General features: G+C 59.8%; 11 protein-coding genes, 1 tRNA gene and 1 pseudogene. 7 read left to right on the top strand and 6 right to left on the bottom strand.

Annotated elements, in window-relative coordinates:
• Positions 1-152: 152 nt before the first annotated feature.
• The gene (locus CI41S_RS13715) at positions 153-347 is read right to left on the bottom strand and encodes a hypothetical protein (protein ID WP_139482221.1); all 195 of its coding nucleotides are present in this window, start codon (positions 345-347) and stop codon (positions 153-155) included.
• A 618-nt stretch (positions 348-965) separates the two neighbouring features.
• Between CI41S_RS13715 and CI41S_RS13710 the strand changes: the two genes are divergently transcribed.
• From CI41S_RS13710 to CI41S_RS13700, 3 genes are read left to right on the top strand one after another with little or no spacing between them, the layout of a single operon-like run.
• Positions 966-1,649: a vWA domain-containing protein gene (locus CI41S_RS13710; RefSeq protein WP_139482220.1), complete on the top strand. Its 684-nt coding sequence runs from the start codon at positions 966-968 to the stop codon at positions 1,647-1,649.
• Complete coding sequence (locus CI41S_RS13705) at positions 1,646-2,446, top strand: PP2C family serine/threonine-protein phosphatase (protein ID WP_139482219.1); 801 nt, start codon at positions 1,646-1,648, stop codon at positions 2,444-2,446. Before CI41S_RS13710 ends, CI41S_RS13705 begins: the two co-directional genes overlap by 4 nt.
• A complete protein-coding gene (locus CI41S_RS13700) occupies positions 2,421-5,225 on the top strand; it encodes a helix-hairpin-helix domain-containing protein (protein WP_139482218.1) in 2,805 nt (934 codons plus the stop codon). The genes CI41S_RS13705 and CI41S_RS13700 overlap by 26 nt, the downstream gene beginning before the upstream one ends.
• Before the next feature lie 418 nt (positions 5,226-5,643).
• On the opposite strand, the gene CI41S_RS13695 is transcribed toward CI41S_RS13700, so the two are convergent.
• Positions 5,644-6,210 (bottom strand): ACP S-malonyltransferase, encoded by a 567-nt coding sequence (locus CI41S_RS13695; RefSeq protein ID WP_244622230.1) that lies wholly within the window; start codon positions 6,208-6,210, stop codon positions 5,644-5,646.
• Positions 6,211-6,597: 387 nt separating this feature from the next.
• Here CI41S_RS13695 and CI41S_RS13690 point away from each other — a divergent pair, with 387 nt between their 5' ends.
• Positions 6,598-7,575 (top strand): hypothetical protein, encoded by a 978-nt coding sequence (locus CI41S_RS13690; RefSeq protein WP_139859649.1) that lies wholly within the window; start codon positions 6,598-6,600, stop codon positions 7,573-7,575.
• A 1,145-nt stretch (positions 7,576-8,720) separates the two neighbouring features.
• Here CI41S_RS13690 and CI41S_RS13680 read toward each other — a convergent pair.
• Positions 8,721-9,247 (bottom strand): annotated as a pseudogene (locus tag CI41S_RS13680) (oligosaccharide flippase family protein); the annotation flags it as partial.
• Between the two features lie 10 nt (positions 9,248-9,257).
• Entirely contained in the window at positions 9,258-10,667 is a 1,410-nt protein-coding gene (locus CI41S_RS13675) for a tyrosine-type recombinase/integrase (protein ID WP_139482215.1), read from the bottom strand.
• Between the two features lie 115 nt (positions 10,668-10,782).
• On the opposite strand from CI41S_RS13675, the gene CI41S_RS43435 reads away from it, so the two are divergent.
• The 3 genes from CI41S_RS43435 to CI41S_RS13665 all read left to right on the top strand — a co-directional run bounded on the left by CI41S_RS43435 (position 10,783) and on the right by CI41S_RS13665 (position 15,896).
• A tRNA-Glu gene (locus tag CI41S_RS43435) sits at positions 10,783-10,858 on the top strand.
• 217 nt (positions 10,859-11,075) lie between these two features.
• Positions 11,076-13,859 carry a UPF0182 family membrane protein gene (locus CI41S_RS13670; RefSeq protein WP_139859647.1) on the top strand — a complete coding sequence of 928 codons (2,784 nt, stop codon included), beginning with the start codon at positions 11,076-11,078 and terminating at the stop codon, positions 13,857-13,859.
• 261 nt (positions 13,860-14,120) lie between these two features.
• Complete coding sequence (locus tag CI41S_RS13665; protein ID WP_139859644.1) at positions 14,121-15,896, top strand: adenylate/guanylate cyclase domain-containing protein; 1,776 nt, start codon at positions 14,121-14,123, stop codon at positions 15,894-15,896.
• A 354-nt stretch (positions 15,897-16,250) separates the two neighbouring features.
• Here the strand turns inward: CI41S_RS13665 and CI41S_RS13660 are convergent, their stop codons facing one another.
• The gene (locus CI41S_RS13660) at positions 16,251-16,430 is read right to left on the bottom strand and encodes a hypothetical protein (protein WP_139482212.1); all 180 of its coding nucleotides are present in this window, start codon (positions 16,428-16,430) and stop codon (positions 16,251-16,253) included.
• A gap of 214 nt (positions 16,431-16,644) precedes the next feature.
• Positions 16,645-17,907: a beta-ketoacyl-ACP synthase II gene (gene fabF, locus CI41S_RS13655; protein ID WP_139859642.1), complete on the bottom strand. Its 1,263-nt coding sequence runs from the start codon at positions 17,905-17,907 to the stop codon at positions 16,645-16,647.
• Positions 17,908-17,932 lie beyond the last annotated feature (25 nt).

Here is a 17,932-nt window from a genome sequence, read left to right as displayed (position 1 = left end):
CCGATCGCCCATTTGGCGGCGAGATCCCCGCCAACAATCGTGCTGTGTTGGTCGCGTCAGCGGGTCATCAGCGTCTATGCGCTTTCAGCAGCAATGTCTTCGAACGGCCTTAGATACGATCGCGCGGGCGGCCTAATGTCCGCCCGCGTCTACTATCGCTGGTGGCCCAGCCCAATTCCAAGGTGCAACGCCTTCTGGCGCAGAGCACCCACTGTGCGCTTAGTCAGCTTGGCTATTTTTAAGACGGGCGTACGCGCTTTGGAGTGACTTTTGAGCTCCCTGACATCTGCCTTGCTCCATTCTCGCCGCTTTAAGCGTTTCTCTGTCGCTTTCTTCTTCTTCGCCATGGTGGCTCCTTTGATTTAGGAGCGGCCTGTAGCACGGCTTCTTGGCGAAGAGATGTCTGGTAGAGGAAATCGCGAGCGCTCTGGCCGCACGCTGAATGGCGCGTGATCGAACGCGACTCCTGTTCGACGCTGGGCGTACTAAGCGCAGATAACATGAACCCACAAAAGGCTTGAATTCTGTTGGCTCTGGCGCTGACCAAAACGAACGGTCCGTACGCAGTAGGGCGGATCTCTTCGGAATATTAGCCGGGACGATCTGTCTTTGCGCGGGATCATGGCCGACCTGGTGCAAGCGACGTCACGTCACGGACCGCGTTTCGAAATTCGCAGAATCATAGCTGAGCCGAGAACCCGGCGGCTTCGGCCGTGCAGCCGCAGGTTGCCCGATAGGCCGCGCCTGAGGGTCTCGAGGAATTGGAATTTTCAAACGGCTTTTTGCCTGTCGAAGGTAAAATGAGGGCCCGCAGCGACAGTGGCCAATCTGACCGGATCATCACCGCAATGCCTGGCTCCCCATTTAGTCGAAGGGAGCAAGCTCGGTACTTCTTTTAGTTGTAAAATCAGCCACGTTGTATAGATATGCTTGCGCTTTTTATCGAAATTATTTGAGGGGCAGGCATGTCAGAGGGTGATTTTGCGCAACAGCCGTTCAATGCGGCGGAATTCGTTGATAATCCGGAAAATCGGTGTCCGGTTATCCTCATTCTTGACAACTCCGGTTCGATGAGCGGCGCACCCATTGAGCAGCTGAACGATGGCCTTCAGGCGTTTCGGTCCGAACTGTCGTCGGACAGCCTGGCCGCCAAGAGGGTTGAGGTGGCGGTCATCACGTTTGGCCCTGTCAAGGTCGAGTCGGACTTTGCAACCGTCCATAATTTTTACCCGCCAAGGATCGAAAGTGCAGGGGCAACTCCGATGGGGGAGGCCATCGAGAGGGCGCTCGATATGTTGCGGGAGAGAAAGGCCACCTATCGATCGGCCGGTGTCAAGCACTACCGTCCGTGGGTATTTCTGATCACGGACGGATCACCGACCGACTCAGTTAGCCGCGCGACCCAACTCGTCCATGAGGGAGAGGCCGCGAAATCGTTCATGTTTTATGCCGTCGGCGTCGAAGGCGCCGATTTCGGTACGTTGCGTACGCTCGCCGTTCGTGAGCCATTGAAACTGAAGGGGCTGCAATTCAAGGAGTTCTTCCAGTGGCTATCGGCCTCGCTTTCATCTGTCTCCAAATCCAATCCGGGCGACCAGGTGCCGCTGCAGAATCCGACGGCTCCTGACGGCTGGGCCACGGCGGGATGACCAGACCCGACTGGGAATGGGTTTCAGCCAGCGCGACTGGGACTTCACATATTCGGCTTGGTCGTGGTTGTGACGACTCGAGTGCGAGCATTTTTGTCGTTGGCAGGAACGAGTCTGCATTGGTCGTGGTTTGCTCCGATGGTGCAGGCTCGGCGCAGCGATCTTCGATTGGCTCTCGCATCATCGTCCGCGCTTTTTGCCGGAATGTCAGAAGTTATCTGCATGCCGGTGGAACGCTAGCCGGCCTTTCCCGCGAGATTGCGTGCGATTGGCTCGATGACATGCGAGGGCGCATCGAGAGCGCTTCAAAAGCTGAAGGTCTGGTCCCGCGCGACTTTGCCGCAACGCTGGTTGGCTGTATCGTCGGTGATACCAACGCCAAGGTCCTCCATGTCGGCGACGGTGCGGCCGTCTATCGTAAGACGAATTCTGCGGAATGGACCGTAGCGAGCTGGCCCTCGCACGGCGAATACGCATCAACGACCTACTTCGTAACCGACGATCCCGAGCCCTCATTTCAGTTGAGCGAGATCGATGGCTCGCTCTCTGAACTCGCGGTATTCACAGACGGGATCGAGCATCTTGTTCTGAATTTCTCGACGCAGAGCGCGTTTCCTCCGTTTTTCAACCAGATGTTTTCCAGTTTCAAACCCGGAGGGGTTGGAAAGAACCGCGTTTTGTCGCGTCACTTATGTAACTATTTGAATGGTCCGTCGGTCTGCGACAAGACTGATGATGACAAAACCCTTGTACTTGCACGTCGTATTTCCGATGTCGCGCCTCAAGAACATCTTTGATCAGCACCGGGCCTCGGTACCCCTCGGTAAGCTCTTGGGACGCGGCGGCGAGGGGGCTGTGTTCGAGATCGTTGGCAAGCCCGATCTCGTGGCCAAAATATATCACCCTGACAAGGCTCGGGAGCGACAAGACAAGATCGCGGCAATGGTCGCTAGCGGGATGCAGAACAAGGTATCCAACGCGGCGTTTCCCATCGCTCCATTGTTCGAGGGCGCCGGCATATTCGCTGGCTTTACCATGCTGCGAATTGGCAAGCAAAAGCCGATTCATCAACTGTATTCCCCGGCAAGCCGACGCAATGAGTTTCCAGATGCTGACTATAGGCTGCTGGTTCGTACCGCGCTGAACATCGCAAAAGCAGTGGCCGCAGTGCACGCGGCCGGTTGCGTCATCGGAGACCTGAATCACTCCGGTATCCTCGTTGGTGCAGACGCCACCGCAACTTTGATCGACTGCGACTCATTTCAGTTTTCAAGAGAAGGGCGAACGTTTCTCTGCGCAGTAGGCGTGCCTGATTACACGCCTCCAGAACTGCAGGGGAAGTCGCTCGAAAATATTCATAGAACACCGAACCACGACGCGTTTGGATTGAGCGTGGCCATCTTCAGTCTGTTGTTTCTAGGCCGCCATCCATTTTCGGGTCGGTATCTCGGTCGAGGGGACATGCCCGAAGAGCGGGCGATCGCTGAGTATCGCTTTGCATATTCGACGGAAAAGTCACGAACTCAAACTGAGCCGCCACCATTTGCGCCGACGCTCTCCTATATCCCACGCGAGATGGCGTCCGCGTTCGAGATGTGCTTTGGCCCGGGCGGAGCCCATGGCTGCCGGCCCAAGGCGGCTGACTGGATCGCGCTGCTGCAACGCGCCGAGTCGCAGTTGGTCAAGTGTGCTGCGAAGGCTGGGCACTTCCACTTCTCAGCAGCTCCGAATTGCCCGTGGTGCGGGCTTGAGAAGGCGATACCTGGATTTGTTGCATTTCCATCTCCTCTGATCGTCAACACAGCCACGCCTGTCGACCTTGGCCAGCTCATTGCAGCGATACGCGGTGTGGCTGATCCGGGAAACGCGCCGGCCCTTGATTCAGCAATGCCGGTCGTTCAGAGCGCGCCGGTCAATCAGAACAAGGGTGCTTTAGACAGTTCTGCGGGACAGTTCTTGCTTTCGACTGCTTGCGGTATTGCTGCTGCGGCCATCTTGCGGTTGGGATATGTTCCGCCTGTGATCGGGTTGGCCGCTCTCGGCGCGTCGGCCTATTTTGCTCTGAGGAGCCCCAAACAGCTGCATGCCAACAGCCCTCGCTCTCATCAACTCAAGCAGGCCTGGGACCAAGTTGATCAGCGCTACAGGACCGAGGGGGATGTATCGCGCTTCAATACAGCGAGACGGCAATCCGAACAGAGAATTCGCGAATACAATGATCTTCCAGGCGAGGAGGCACGCCGCCTGGCGGATCTAAGCCGGCGGCAGCGAGAGCTGCAGCTCAAGTACTTCCTTGAGCGGTTCAGCCTGGTGAGCGCCACGATAAAGGGGGTCGGTAGCGGCAGGAAAGCGACGTTGCGGTCAAATGGAATTCATACCGCGGCGGATATCTCAAGACAGCGGATCGAAAGCATTTCTGGCTTCGGTCCCGCGACCGCCGCAGTCCTCCTGTCATGGCGCTCTGCACTTGAACAGCGTTTCGTTTTCAATCCCGCTCAGCCGATCAGTCCGGGCGAGGTCGCTCAAGTGAAGTCCGACATTGGCCAGAGGCGTCTTGCACTCGAGACCGCCCTGAAGGCCGATCTGATTGCCATCAGGACAGTGGCGGCGGAAATTCAGCGGTCACGGGCAGACCTCACCAATCGGGCGCGGGCGATCTGGGTCGAATACAAGCAGGCGGAAGCTGACGAAAAAGTACGCGTGTTTGGTGATGTCGTCGCCCGTCGCTGGGTTTTCGGGGTGGCATGCTTTGCGACGTTCATTGTCGCCGGTGCGAACAGCAGCGGACCCAGTGCGGCCACGGTGCCCTCAAATCCACCTTCTCGACCCGCGGCGAGCGTGTCGCCGTCGGTTCCTCCCAATGTCGCAACCGCATCGAGCAGCGGCCAATCCAATGTGAGTTTGTCCGGTAAGCTGGCCGAACAAACAACTATGTCGAAGCTGGCTTCATCGTCCGTGCAGCAGACATCTCGACCCGAGACACTATCACCGTGGCCACAAAACACGGCCGCCGCGATAAGCGCCGTTCCGGCCGTTCCACCGCTGGATCCTCTTCGCGAGATAAAGCCTCCACATCAACCGCCAGCCGAGACCGCCATAAGTGACGCCCAAACAGGGCCGGGGACGGCCGCGCCAGATCCGTCGGTCGGCAGGCTGAGAGACTTGGGGTACATCGGGCCAAGCGACGTACCTTCGAACACGATCGCCCTCAGTGCGCTTCGTGATTTCAAGATTATCAACCATCTGGCGGCTGACACTCGCCTGGACGCCACGACAGCTCAGATATTGCGGTCGCCTCAGGCAATCGCGCGTAATCGCTCATTTCTTGGTGGGTGGTCCACTGACCCGGCGTGTACGCAAGGCACGCAACTCACGATTTCGACACAAGAGGCTCGGACCGAGGCAGGGGCATGTACCTTCGACGCCTTTCTTCCCAACAGGTCTGGCTGGACGGTGCGAGGTCATTGTCAAGTTGGACAGGATCGGTGGCCAGCGACCATCAGTTTTGCCATTTCCGGGAAGTCTCTGTCCTGGTCGAGCGCGAAGGGTAATGCAAAATACTATCGATGTGGCTAGCGAGGTTTGGGAATGGCGAGCTGCTATCTTTGTGGAACCGGTTTGGCAAAAGGACAGGGCGCGCGTAGAAACGTCAGGACGGGGACGAGCGTGGCGGGATTGTTTAGCATCCCACCATCAGCGTTCCTGGTCGCCTTGGCCGCTCTTGTCGGCGTCAAGGTCCCCTCAATCAGAAGCTATTTTGGCCTGCGAACACTCTGTCCATCGTGCACGCAGCGGTTGGACGCTCAGCGGTCTCTAAGGCGAAAGATCGTTCTGTTGATCGTTGGTAGCATATTTTTCATCACCATCGCGGCGATGCTATCGGGGCAGCGTTGAGGAATTCTTGCCATTCGCGGTATCGAGATTCTGAAACTGCGCCGGCCATCAATTGGGGCCTGCCCCATACGGAGCGCGACCCGCGACTGAGGGAGTTACGCTATTCATGCGCAACCCAGTTTCGCAGGTCTTCGATCGTGTGGAACCCGTCGGCTGCGTAGCAACGGATCGACGGCAGGAAGGCCTGCGCCATCTCGGCAAGCGCATGTCCTGGTCCGAGGTCCAGCACCCTCGTGATCCCAAGCTCGGAGAGCGCTGTCAGCGTAGCTGCCCAGTCGATGGGGTGCGCGACCTGGCGTGCGAGCTTCGCTGTTGCACGGCTTGCAGTGAAGATGCGTTCGCCATCGCCTCCCGCGAGCAGGATGCGCTGGGCTGAGATGGGGAAACGTTTGCTAGCATCGAGCGCCTGGTGCAACGGAGCGCAGGCCTGCGCGAGCCGCGAGGTGTGCGAAGCGATTTTCACGGCGAGAAGGCCAGTGCGCGCTCCCGCTGTTGCGGCCTCATCGCAGAGCGCGATCACGTCAGGTTCTGCGCCGCCGATCACGAACAGAAGGTCCGGATTCCTGATCGCGATCTCGCAGTGGTGTTTTTCGAGCAGCCGGTCGAGCATGATCCGGTCGAGCCCGCGGACATAGCCGAGGCGGCCAACCCGTTCGACGCTCGACACGGAAATGCCGGCAACTCGCCAAGGGCGTGGCTTTCCATTGCCTAAGCCCCCGGTTCCAGCGTACGACGAAGGCCACAAGCTCGACAGGTGGCACGTTGGCGTATCCGGCCGCTGCTCGGGCAACTTCGTTAACCGAAGATCTTTCCTCCCCATCGGTTCAAACTCCCTTGAGATCCGGGAGTATGCGTCGCCGGGGTCGGCCAAAAGAGAGCAAAAATCCTTTACGGCGGCCACCGCACCACCAGCCGCCACATGAAACGCCCGCAAGCGGGGCGACGCCCGCCCTTCTGAAACGCTATTCTCCGACTTAGCCTAGACCCGTGCTAGAAGCGAGCAGCCATGGCAATCGGGTCCCCGATCGAGCTTGAGTGATAGTAAAGTACCCCGATGAAAGTCTTGGAGCTAACTGATCGAGCCGTCTCGGAAGCCAGTATTTCTGCAAAGAGGTGTTTTGCCTGCGGCGGCGCATCCAGTAGCGGCAATGGCGAGCACGTAATTCCTAAGTGGCTTCAGAATGAATGCCACCTCTTCGACGAGCGACTGACTCTGCTAAATGGAACGTACATTCCGTATCGAAATTTGACAGTCCCATGCTGCATCGACTGCAATACCGGTTTTTTGTCGAGCATCGAAAGTGCCGTTCAGCCGCTCTTCCACCGTGGCGATCTAATGCGCCTAGACGAGAGGCTCGCCCCGGCGCGTTGGCTTTCCAAGATATTGATCGGGCTGCTCGTCAAAGAAACAAGCCTGCTGTTTGACCGTTCACAGCCGCACCGCGGGTCAATCGTCGATCCAGGTTTTATCGATGACCTACGCCAGTGTCATTTCGTGTTGCAAAGCGCGAGAAAGCCGACCTCATTCACTTGTCTTCATGGTGATTTTCCTTTCTCGTTCTATTCTTACAGAATATCAGAATACAGGAAGGATCATGAGTTCGATCTCTCGACAAACGTCGCAGGACAATCGATTGCGATAAGGGTTGGCCAACTGGGCGCCATGTTTGTCAACGATGGCGGCTTCCAGATGCATGTCGGTTCGAAAGGGCCTTTCGAATTGGTGGGCAGGGAGCTGTCGGAGATCCAGTTCAGGGAAGTTGCGGCACGGGTGCACTACCAAGCCGCTCTTAGAGACGCGACTCACTTCTACCTGACGGTTGAAAATGAAGAGCGAATCCAGGTGGATCAGCTCCATGTAAAGTCCTTTTCCGGATACCTGCCGGCGAGCGATCAGCTCCGGATATTCCGCGACTGGGACGAAGCCGAGCTTAGTTATGCTATGTCGGCGTATATGCGCGTAGATCGATCCATGATCTTCGACGAAGAGACACAGGCGTGCCGGACAACCCTTCTATTGCCGCGCAGTTAGTCAGGTCCAGATTCAACGTCAGAGTCGGCCAATGATATATTGGCCCGCAAGCTATGCTCGCTTTGGCTTCGGCAAGAAGAGAAAACTGAGTCGTCGAAGTATCTCCTCGATGATCCGAACATCCGCCAGGTCATTCGGGCCGTTTGTGAACGCGTCCAGAACCACGACTTCTCGATCAGGGGGCAGGAACTTCGCGATCGCCAGCACTAGCGTCATACCTTGTTTGCATGCGCCGACAAGCAAGGGCACAATAAGATCCCTTCGTTTGGGGTTGGCGCGCGCGCCACCGTTCTTGCGGCCATCAGCTCAATTCCCTCGTTCGGAATAGCGAAAGTCACCGTGAACGTTTGTTCTCCCGATACCAACACGATACCAACAAAAATACCAACAAATCGGTCGGCTGGGATCGGATGAGAACAAACGCTGGCGAACACCGATGTACGCAGAGCTTATTTTTCAGGGGCTTCCGAGCACTGAGCGGACGGTCGCGGACGTTTTAAAACGGGCTCGAACAACCTGGTTGGTGCCCTGGCGGGAATCGAACTGTACATCGATATCGGTTGTGAAAAATTCTGCGTTGCCCTTTGTGGCCGAGAGTTTTCCGATGCTTCCTGACGTTCGCTAAGGCTCTCCGGTCTGCGCTTCCGCTTCCGTTGACGTGGAAGGCGGCACGCCTCAGGGTAGCTCCTTCGATTGTGGGGGAGGCGTAACCTTGATACGGCTTGGTCCGGAGCTCGAACGCAGTGTCCAAATTGAACGCGAGGCGGCGGCAGATAAGTCGATGCCCTGTCATCAAGGTCGACGCCTTCCGCTTGCGCAGCGGTTGACCTGCATCGTCGCGGAGGCTTGTGAAGTGACCGGTCTCGGGCGGACCAAGATTTATGAATTAATCGGCGATGGTCGAGTTGCCACGACGACCGTCGGTCGCCGTCGGCTAGTCATTGTGCAATCTCTGCTGACTCTGGTTGGCGTCAATACGACACCAGCCGACCGTGGATAGGTTCGCGGCTCCTGATGACAGTCACCCAAACAGGTGCGGAGGCTGACGACAGCGCGCCTATCGCATCGATCGTGAAATAGCTCTTGATTCAATTGTGTATCAGCCCGGAAAAGCAGCGATTGCGCTCCGGGCTTGGGGCCGCGGCGGCGAAGTAGATGCCGACTTCCTCGGACGAGCGAAACTGCTGCTCATCAGCACGTCGGTGTAGCCGAGCAGGAGATAGAAGCTCTCGACCAGCATGATCGGCAGCGAGACCGCGAACCAGCCCTTTACGTCGTAGCTCTTCTCGCCCGGTCCGACATGGGCGGCAAGGCGGCGGTTCAGCACGATCATCTGGCCGATCGCCGCGATGTACACCGCGGCGGCGCTGGCGATCATCGCAACGGTGGCGCCGAGATTGAGGCCGAGCGCCAGCGCGCCGGCGGTGAGCGCGATGATCAGGCCCTGCCGCACGATGAATTGCGGCATCAGGCCGAGTTGCATCCAGTCATGCTCGCGCGAGATGCCGTCCAGCGTGTTGGCGAGGACGAAGGGCGGCAGCGTCAGGCAGCCGATATAGAGCGGCACCACCGCGTGCGGATCGATCCACGGCGAGGCGAGGTGGATCACGCCGGCGAGCAGCAGTGCCACCGTGCTGGACACAGCCAGCACCACCCAGCGGCCGCCAGCCAGGCCGGCAGAATTATGCGCTAGATAGCAATAGCTTCTTCTTGCTGTCATCTGCGCCGGCCGCATTTTCAGCGGGCCGAGGGACGAGCGGTACAACTGCTGCTCGAGCGAGATCTTCCAAGGCTGTCGAGATATATTTCGCGTAGTGCCGCTCGATCATTTTCACAGAAGTGTTGTGCAGTTTAGCAACGTGCTGAATTGGGAGTAGGTTTCGCAAGCCGCGGACGATGCTGGAATGTCGTAGCGCATAAGGAATGGCTTCCGGCAGCCCTGCGCGTTCTCGGATGGCATGCCACGGACGAGTAAGTTCTGCCGTCTTCCATGGACCGCGCTCTGACTTTCTCCAAACGATGCCACCTGCTTCCTGCTCATAGCTCCATCGCTCGAATAACGGCGCGTCTCTTGGACGATCTAAGATTCCCGGTAAGAGGACTTCGATGATATCTTCGCCCACCGGAACCGGTACGGAGCCGCCGTTGCCGCCTCGTCCCTTGTAGGAACCTGGCACCATCAAGCGTCGCTCTTTTCGTTGTGCATCACTAACGCGCATGCGCCTTGCCTGCGCAAATCGCGCGCCCGTTGCTGCAAGGCACACGACAATGCGATATAGATCGCCTTCGAATCCGTGCTCGTTGTCGATCTCGCATGCGGCTCGAAGCAACGTGCTGATCTGCGCGTCCGTGAGGATTTGATTGTCTCGAGCGACAGATATCTCGTCATCGTCATCGATGCGCTCAGCCCTAAACCCGTCTTTCACAATCGAGAGGAATGTTGGATTCAGCTTCTTTTGGTCCACCGTCAAGCGTGGCCATGCTGCATTCAGCGCTGCCTTCAGGTCGTTTATGAGCCGCTGCTTTGTTGTGGCCTTCAATTCTGCAGGAAGGTCCTCTCGCCACGTGAACAGATGATCTTCCTGTAGCGCGTGCAATTGGACTACGGCGAGAGAGGCAGCCTCAACGGCTTCCCGGCTACCGCGCTCTTCTTGACCAAGAACGTAGCGCCGCAAGCGGTGACCAGCATCGGATCGAACCTCGCGGCCAGCCCTACGGCTGTCACGGGCATTCCGCTCCCTGATATACGTCTCTACAGCCGTCCGAACGGAGGGGGCGGGTCCAGCAGCTTGGGCGGCCGCTTCAATTCTGGACCGGATGACGTGTTCCCGCGCTTGCGCCACCGCCTGCTCGAAAGTCAGCGTTCCTTCGGCAGGCTTGTCGTTGACGTCGTTGGCGACGCCGACCGGCGCCTGCTTGTAGTTGGCTCCGTCATGGTGATTACGCCAACGTACGAACCATACGCCGCTCCGCTTGCCCCTGCGATAGCCTAGGTGCGCCTCGGCATCGAGGCGGCGCCAATGTGCGCCAAACTCCAGCCGGGCGCGCGCCTTAGCAGTCGTGATCTGAGCCTCTGTCAGTGTTTTCGTCACGGCACCCGTCCCCAAAAGTCGTCGAATATCCGTCGAATAAGCACCAGCGTACGAGGCCGAACGGTGACGGACAAGATTCATCTAAGCGATTGATAACACTAGATTGTGGCGAACAAGTGTGAACCGGCCGAGAAGAAACTTTCAGCCCTCTCAAGGCTGAAACAGGGGTTCGATTCCCCTAGGGAGCGCCAAATCTGCGCTCTACCACCACATTGTACGATACGGCTCCGCAGCCGCAGCACTATCTCGGGCGATGGCTGACTGATTGCGACGGCAGCATCGCCGAGCTTTCCGCTTTGCGTTGTTCCGCGCGCGCCGGGGCTTCGCCCAGTTGCGTCCCTCGCCGTGGGTGCAATCCCGGCCCGAATCAAGCGGCGGACGCCCGTCATTTCCGCTATGATCAGGCGCATGACGATCCGGATTGCCGGACCCCAACGCAAGGCACCACGGCTAAGTGGCGTGGTCGGGCTGACCGTTGCGGCTGTCGTCATTACGATTTGCCTGATCCTGCTCGGGCTCGCGAGCGATTTCCTGGTCGACTGGCTATGGTTTTCGTCGGTCGGCTATCTGCAGGTCTTCTGGATGACGATCGGCGCCAAAGCCGCCGTCTTTGTCGCGATCTGGACAGCAACTGCTCTCGTACTTTGGGTGAACTGGTGGCTCGCGCTGCGTGCCGCCGGCAAGCGGTCGACACAGCTTGCGGCGGCTGCGGTGTGGCAGGCCGCGGGCAGCGCGCCGCCGGATCCGCTGGCACAGTGGCGCGATCGCTTGCCGTGGCGCTCGATTATCGCAGGCGGGGCTGTCCTGCTCGCCCTTCTCGTCGCAGTGGCCGAAGTGGGCAACTGGGGCACCTTCCTGCGGTTTCTCTATCAGGTACCATATGGCGCTGACGAGCCGCTCTACAGCAAGGATATCGGCTTCTATCTGTTCTCGTTGCCCGCCTATATCCTGATCAAGAACTGGATGATGCTCACGCTCGCTCTGAGTGCGCTTGTCGCCGGAACGATCTACTGGGCTCACGGCGATATCGAATACGACTCTCAACACCGTTCAATGTCGCCGACAGCGATTGGCCACGGCTCGGCGCTGCTCGGTCTTTTCTTCGCGGTGAAGGCCTGGTCCTATAGTCTCGATCGCTATCTGCTGCTCTACGGCGACAACGGCGTGGTCGTCGGCGCAAGTTACACCGATGTCCATGTGGGGCTGCCGGCCCTGTGGCTGATGATCGGACTTTCGATCGTCGCGGCTCTCGCCACGTGGGCGAACTTGCGGACGCGCAGCTACCGGCTTCCTGTCGCCGCGTTCCTGCTCGTCGTCATCGGCACTTTCGTGCTGTCCGGCGTAGTCCCCGTTCTGGTCTGGCAATTCTTCGTCAAACCAAGCGAGTTGGATCTGGAGAAGCCCTACATCGAGCGCAACATTGCGCTCACCCGGCAGGCCTACAATCTGGACAAGATCTCAGCCAGGCCCTTTGCTGCCGAACAGAAGCTTACCTCCAAGACGCTCGACGCCAACAAGGCGACAATCGATAACATCAGGCTGTGGGACTGGCTGCCTCTGTCGGACACCTACGCGCAGCTGCAGGAGATCCGCACTTACTACAAATTTCATGATCTTGACGTCGATCGCTACTGGCTCGACGGCTCCTACCAAAGTGTGATGCTCTCGGCACGCGAACTGCGGCCCTCCCTGCTGCCGCCGAACGCCCAGACATGGGTCAACCGCCACGTGCTGTTTACTCATGGCAATGGTGCGGTGATGAGCCCGGTCACGCGCAAGAGCGCTGAAGGACTGCCGCTCCTCTATTTGCGGGATATCCCGCCCGTTGCGGATGGAGGCCCCAAAATCCACGAGCCGCGCATCTACTACAGCGAACAGAGCAACGACTACGTCATCGTCAAGGGGAGCACAGCTGAGTTCGACCATCCGAAGGGAAAAGACAATGTCTACGCGGCTTATGACGGCACGGGTGGCATTCCGATAGGAGCGGCGGTGTGGAGAGGCCTGTTTGCCTACTATTTCAATGACCCGAACCTGCTGCTCTCGAACTACATCACCACCGACAGTCGGATCATGATCCGCCGCAATATCGGGGAAAGGGTACAAACGATCGCTCCGTTCCTCAGGCTCGATCACGATCCTTATCTGGTCATCAGCAATGGGCGGATGTTCTGGATGCAGGACGCCTACACGGTGAGTTCCTATTTCCCCGCTTCGCAGCCAGCGCAGGATTTCGATCTCAACTACATTCGCAATTCGGTGAAGGTCATCATCGATGCCTATAATGGGACCGTCGATTTTTACCTCATTGACACCGGTGACCCGGTCGCGGCGACCTATCAGCGTATCTTTCCGAGCTTGTTCAAGTCGTTCGAGGCGATGCCTTCGGACTTGCAGAAGCACATTCGATATCCGGAGGACCTGTTCCTGATCCAGGCGCGGCTCTATCAGACCTACCATATGGAGGCCGCCGACGTTTTCTATAACCGCGAGGATCTGTGGCAATTCCCGCGCCAGCCAGGCGGCGGCGGCATTGCAACGATGGCGCCGTACTACATCGTCATGCGGCTGCCCGAAGAGCCGCAGGCCGAGTTCTTTCTCATGCTTCCCATGGTGCCCAGCCGCCGCGACAATATGATCGCGTGGCTCGCCGCGCGCTGTGACGCGCCCGACTACGGCAAGCTGATCGTCTACGAATTTCCCAAGGAGAAGCTCGTCTACGGGCCGTTCCAGATCGAGGCGCGGATCAACCAGAGTACCGAGATATCGCAACAAATCACGCTGTGGAATCAGATGGGTTCGCGGGTGATACGCGGCGCGAACTTGCTTGTGATCCCGATCGAGAACTCGATCCTATATGTATCGCCGCTCTATTTGCGCGCGGAGCACGGACACCTGCCAGAACTAAAGCGTGTGATCGCAGCCTATGGTGAACATGTGGTGATGAAGGAGACGCTCGGCGAAGCCTTGTCCGCGTTGTTCATCGAGCCTGGCGGGGCGCGGCCGGTCTCGAGCACAAATGGGGAAATGCCTGTTACAGGCCCGTCGACAAGTCAGGCAAGGGAGGCGCTCGATCGCTACAATCAGGCCGTTGAACGATTGCGCTCCGGCGATTGGAAAGGCTTTGGCACGCAGTTCGACGCAATGCGCGAGCTCTTGGAGGAAATGAACCGACGTCCCGTCGGCCATTAGTGTCCACCCCATCACGAACGCGGCGCCACGATTGGGCTCTGCTCAAGATCATATCGCGATTTCAATGACATAAGAGTTCGCAGTTTTATTCTGGGTGGCGCGCCAAGCGGCTTCAGTCGCCATTGTCCGGGTCGCACTAGCTCGCGGCGACACCAGCGTGATCCATCTTCGCTTCCTCGCTGCCCTTCGGCGGCCGACCTTGCCCTGTGTTCCAGCTTGCGGAATGATGACCGCCGCAGACTGGTGGCATCGGGGCACCGAATGTCCGATCTTGGCGAGGTCAGCCGAAAGCTCGTCGCCGTCTTCGCGGCAGACGTGGAGGGCTATAGCCGCCTGATGGGCACAGACGAGGTCGGTACGCTCAAACGGCTGACCGAACGGCGCGCGATCCTCGACCGGCTCATTGCGGACCACAGGGGTCGCATCGCGAACACGGCTGGCGACAGCGTCCTGGCGGAGTTCGGGAGTGCGGTCGACGCCGTGCAGTGCGCCGTTGCTGCGCAAACCGCCTTGGCCGAAGCTAACGCCGGCCTTGCTCCCGACCGCCACGTCAATTTTCGCATCGGTGTGCACATCGGTGACGTGATGGTACGCGCCGGCGACCTGTTCGGCGACGGCGTCAACATTGCCGCGCGGTTGCAGACAATGGCGGAACCTGGAAGCGTCCTGATCTCGGGCGCGACGTACGATCAGGTGCGCAAGGTCCTGCCGATGACCTTTATGGACCTCGGTGTTCAACAGATGAGGAACATTCAGGAGCCGATCAGGGCCTATCAGGTGGTTGCGCCGGGTGACGCGCGAGAGATGGCTCCCACGCGTGTTGCCGACACCGACAGCCCGCCTCCGATGCCCGACAAGCCTTCCATCGCCGTTCTGCCGTTCGAGAACATGTCCGGTGATCCCGATCAGGAGTACTTTGCCGACGGAATGGTGGAGGAGATCATCACCGCACTTTCGCGGTTCAAATGGCTGTTCGTCATCGCTCGCAACTCGAGCTTCACATTCAAAGGCAAAGCCGTCGATGTAAAGGAGGTCGGACGCAGGCTCGGCGTGCGTTACGTTCTCGAGGGGTCTGTCCGCAAGGCGTCGGGGAAAGTTCGGATCACAGGGCAGTTGATCGATGCGGTCACGGGCGCGCATCTCTGGGCGAACAGGTTCGAGCGCGACCTGACCGACGTTTTCGCTCTTCAGGACGAAGTGACCGTCGCAGTTGTCTCCGCCATTCAGCCAAAATTGCTGCAAACCGAAATCGTGATGGCGGCGCGGCGGCGGCCGGAAAACCTCACCGCCTATGATCTGTTTCTCCGGGCCATGCAGCAGTTTTACCGATCGACCCGCGAAGGGTTGGCCGAGACGATGAGGCTGGCGCATCGCGCCTTGGAGTTGGACCCTCGGTTCGGCTTGGTCGCGGCGCTGGCAAGTGCCGCTCACATGCAAAACGTCGTTTGGGGCTATGCAGTCGATCCTCAGTTCGACAAGAAGGAAGCAGTTCGGCTTGTTCGCCTGGCATTGAGCATCGACGATGATGATCCGGACACGATGGCGTTGGCTGCCCTGACCTCGGCGTTCATGGTCGGCGATAGTGAAAGTGAGATCGAAATGGTCGACCGGGCGGTCGCGCTCAACCCGAATTCATTTCGGGCATGGAGCTCGCGAGGTCACGTCTATCGAGTTGCGGGACTGCCGGAGGAAGCGGTCCAGAGCTTTGAACGTGCCATTCGCATGAGCCCGATCGATCCGCTGCTGCACCGGACGTTTACCGGGATGGGGTTTGCCTTTATCGAGCTTCATCGCTTCGGCGAGGCCATCGTCGCAGGCAAGAAAGCCTTGCGGCAAAACCCCTCCTACTCGCTGGCTCACCGCTGTCTCGCGGCCGCCTTCGCCCTTCTCGGACGCGACGCTGAAGCGCGTGAGGCGGCGGCGCGTCTGCTTGAGCTCGATCCCGCCTTCACGATAGGGGCATTCGTGGCTCGGGGCGGGCAGTCAAATTCGAAGCTGATGGTGGAAGGTCTTCGGAAAGCAGGGTTGCCCGAATGAGCCCGGCGTATCCCCTCGTCCCCCGTTGCGCGCTCCGCGACCCAAAACGCCACGGCAATCCGGGGCCCCCGGCAACGGGCGCTTGACAACCTGTAGCTGCACGTTGCAGCGGGGGGCGGACATGGGGGTTACGCGTCGACGTTTGCCGTCAATTGCATATTGTTCGAGATCTGTCGCAGCCGTATTGCCGGCTTTTGGGCGGATCGGATCCATTGCTGCTTCGACTTTTCCGCCAACGGTCCGCAACGCGCCACAGTGTTGACAACGCGGCAATGGGTGGAGTCGCAACAGCCTCAAGCCCCCACCGATAAGGTTTGGTCGAAAGCTGACCGACCTTGTCGGCGCCAGCGTCTGCTACGCGGCAGCGTCGACCGACGCGATCACCGCCTGCATATCGGTCGCCAGCGCGCGATAGTGCGCACCCAGCCGCAGATAGAGTTCGCGTTTGCCTCCATCCAGCGCCCGGCCGGCGATCAACTCGCACTCAGCAGCGAGGGTCTCAAATCGTTCCAGCTTGGCTTGGAGAAGAGGCATGGCGGGCGTCCCTGAACTGATACTAAAGGAGGGGGCGCAAACCATACTCGAAATTGCGTTTCTGGCAACCGGGCAGGCTTGTTTCCATTTTCCAACCCTTGGGTCGCCATGTTGCAGTGCGGGAATTCGCAGCCGCAACATCGAGCGCCACCGCGAGCCGTTTTTCGATCTATTCGAAATCGTCGTCGGGCCGGCCTTCAGACCGCCGCCCGGTTTAGGACCAGCGTCGAAACACCAGGCTGGCGTTGACGCCGCCAAAGCCAAAACCGTTCGAGATCGCGTGCTCGATCGCCATGCGCCGTGCAACGCCCGCCACCAGGTCGATGCCATCAGCGGCCGGATCGGCATTGTCCAGATTGAGCGTCGGCGGCGCGACCTGGTCGCGCAGCGCGAGGATCGTGAAGATCGCCTCGACGCCGCCGGCCGCGCCGAGCAGATGTCCCGTCGCCGACTTGGTCGCGCTGACGGCGATGTTGCCCTCGCGCCCGAACACGCGCTTGATCGCCTCCAGTTCGCCGAGATCGCCGACCGGCGTCGAGGTCGAATGCGCGTTGAGATGCTGGATCTCGTCGGGCCGCAGGGCGGCCTGCTGCAGCGCCGTCTCCATCGCGCGGCGGGCGCCATCGCCGTCGTCCGGGCCGGCGGTGATGTGATAGGCGTCCGCCGTCGTGCCGTAGCCGACGAGCTCGGCGATCGGCTTGGCGCCGCGTAGCAAGGCATGGTTGAGCTCCTCGATCACGACGACACCTGCGCCTTCGCCCATCACAAAACCATCGCGGTCGCGGTCGAACGGCCGCGACGCCCGGGCCGGCGTGTCGTTGAAGGATGTCGACAGCGCCCGCGCGGCCGCGAAGCCGCCGAGGCTCACCGGATCGATGCAGGCCTCCGCGCCGCCGCACACCGCGACGTCGGCCTCGCCGGACCTGATCAGGCGCGCGCCGTCGCCGATCGCCTGCACGCTCGCCGCGCAGGCGGTCACCGGCGCGCCGAGCGGGCCCTTGAAGCCGTAGCGGATGGTGATGTGCCCGGCCGCGAGATTGGCGAGAAACGACGGAATGGTGAAGGGCGACAGCCGGCGCACGCCGCTCCGCTCCGCGGTGCGCACCGCCTCCGCGATCGCGGGAAACCCGCCGATGCCGGATGCGATCACGGTCGCGGTGCGCGCCTGCTCGCGTGCCTCGGCCGGCAGCCAGCCCGCCTGCGTCACGGCCTCGCTCGCTGCGAGCAGCGCGAACAGGATGAACCGGTCCATCTTCTTGTGGTCCTTGCGCGGCGCCGCGGCATCGGGATCGAACCCGCCCTCGGCATCCCCGGCCTTGCCAGGCACCATGCCGGCGACGCGCGCCGGCAGCGCCGCCGCCCAGTCCGGCAACGCGCCAAGCCCGGACCGCCCCGCCAGCAGCCGCGACCAGGCCAGTTCGGTGCCACAGCCGAGCGGGGACACCGTCCCGAGGCCCGTCACAACAATTCGGCGCATGATGCTTCCTGTCGCGTCTTGACCG

This window comes from Bradyrhizobium ivorense, assembly GCF_900696085.1.
GTDB lineage: Bacteria > Pseudomonadota > Alphaproteobacteria > Rhizobiales > Xanthobacteraceae > Bradyrhizobium > Bradyrhizobium ivorense.
This window is presented reverse-complemented; position numbering and strand designations above follow the sequence as displayed.

What these genes read in the sequence shown, in the direction of transcription:
- CI41S_RS13660 (WP_139482212.1), bottom strand. Translation starts at nt 16,430, where the DNA reads ATGCCTCTTCTCCAAGCCAAGCTGGAACGATTTGAGACCCTCGCTGCT.
- CI41S_RS13700 (WP_139482218.1), top strand. Translation starts at nt 2,421, where the DNA reads ATGTCGCGCCTCAAGAACATCTTTGATCAGCACCGGGCCTCGGTACCC.
- CI41S_RS13665 (WP_139859644.1), top strand. Translation starts at nt 14,121, where the DNA reads ATGTCCGATCTTGGCGAGGTCAGCCGAAAGCTCGTCGCCGTCTTCGCG.
- CI41S_RS13715 (WP_139482221.1), bottom strand. Translation starts at nt 347, where the DNA reads ATGGCGAAGAAGAAGAAAGCGACAGAGAAACGCTTAAAGCGGCGAGAA.
- CI41S_RS13690 (WP_139859649.1), top strand. Translation starts at nt 6,598, where the DNA reads ATGAAAGTCTTGGAGCTAACTGATCGAGCCGTCTCGGAAGCCAGTATT.
- fabF (WP_139859642.1), bottom strand. Translation starts at nt 17,907, where the DNA reads ATGCGCCGAATTGTTGTGACGGGCCTCGGGACGGTGTCCCCGCTCGGC.
- CI41S_RS13710 (WP_139482220.1), top strand. Translation starts at nt 966, where the DNA reads ATGTCAGAGGGTGATTTTGCGCAACAGCCGTTCAATGCGGCGGAATTC.
- CI41S_RS13705 (WP_139482219.1), top strand. Translation starts at nt 1,646, where the DNA reads ATGACCAGACCCGACTGGGAATGGGTTTCAGCCAGCGCGACTGGGACT.
- CI41S_RS13670 (WP_139859647.1), top strand. Translation starts at nt 11,076, where the DNA reads ATGACGATCCGGATTGCCGGACCCCAACGCAAGGCACCACGGCTAAGT.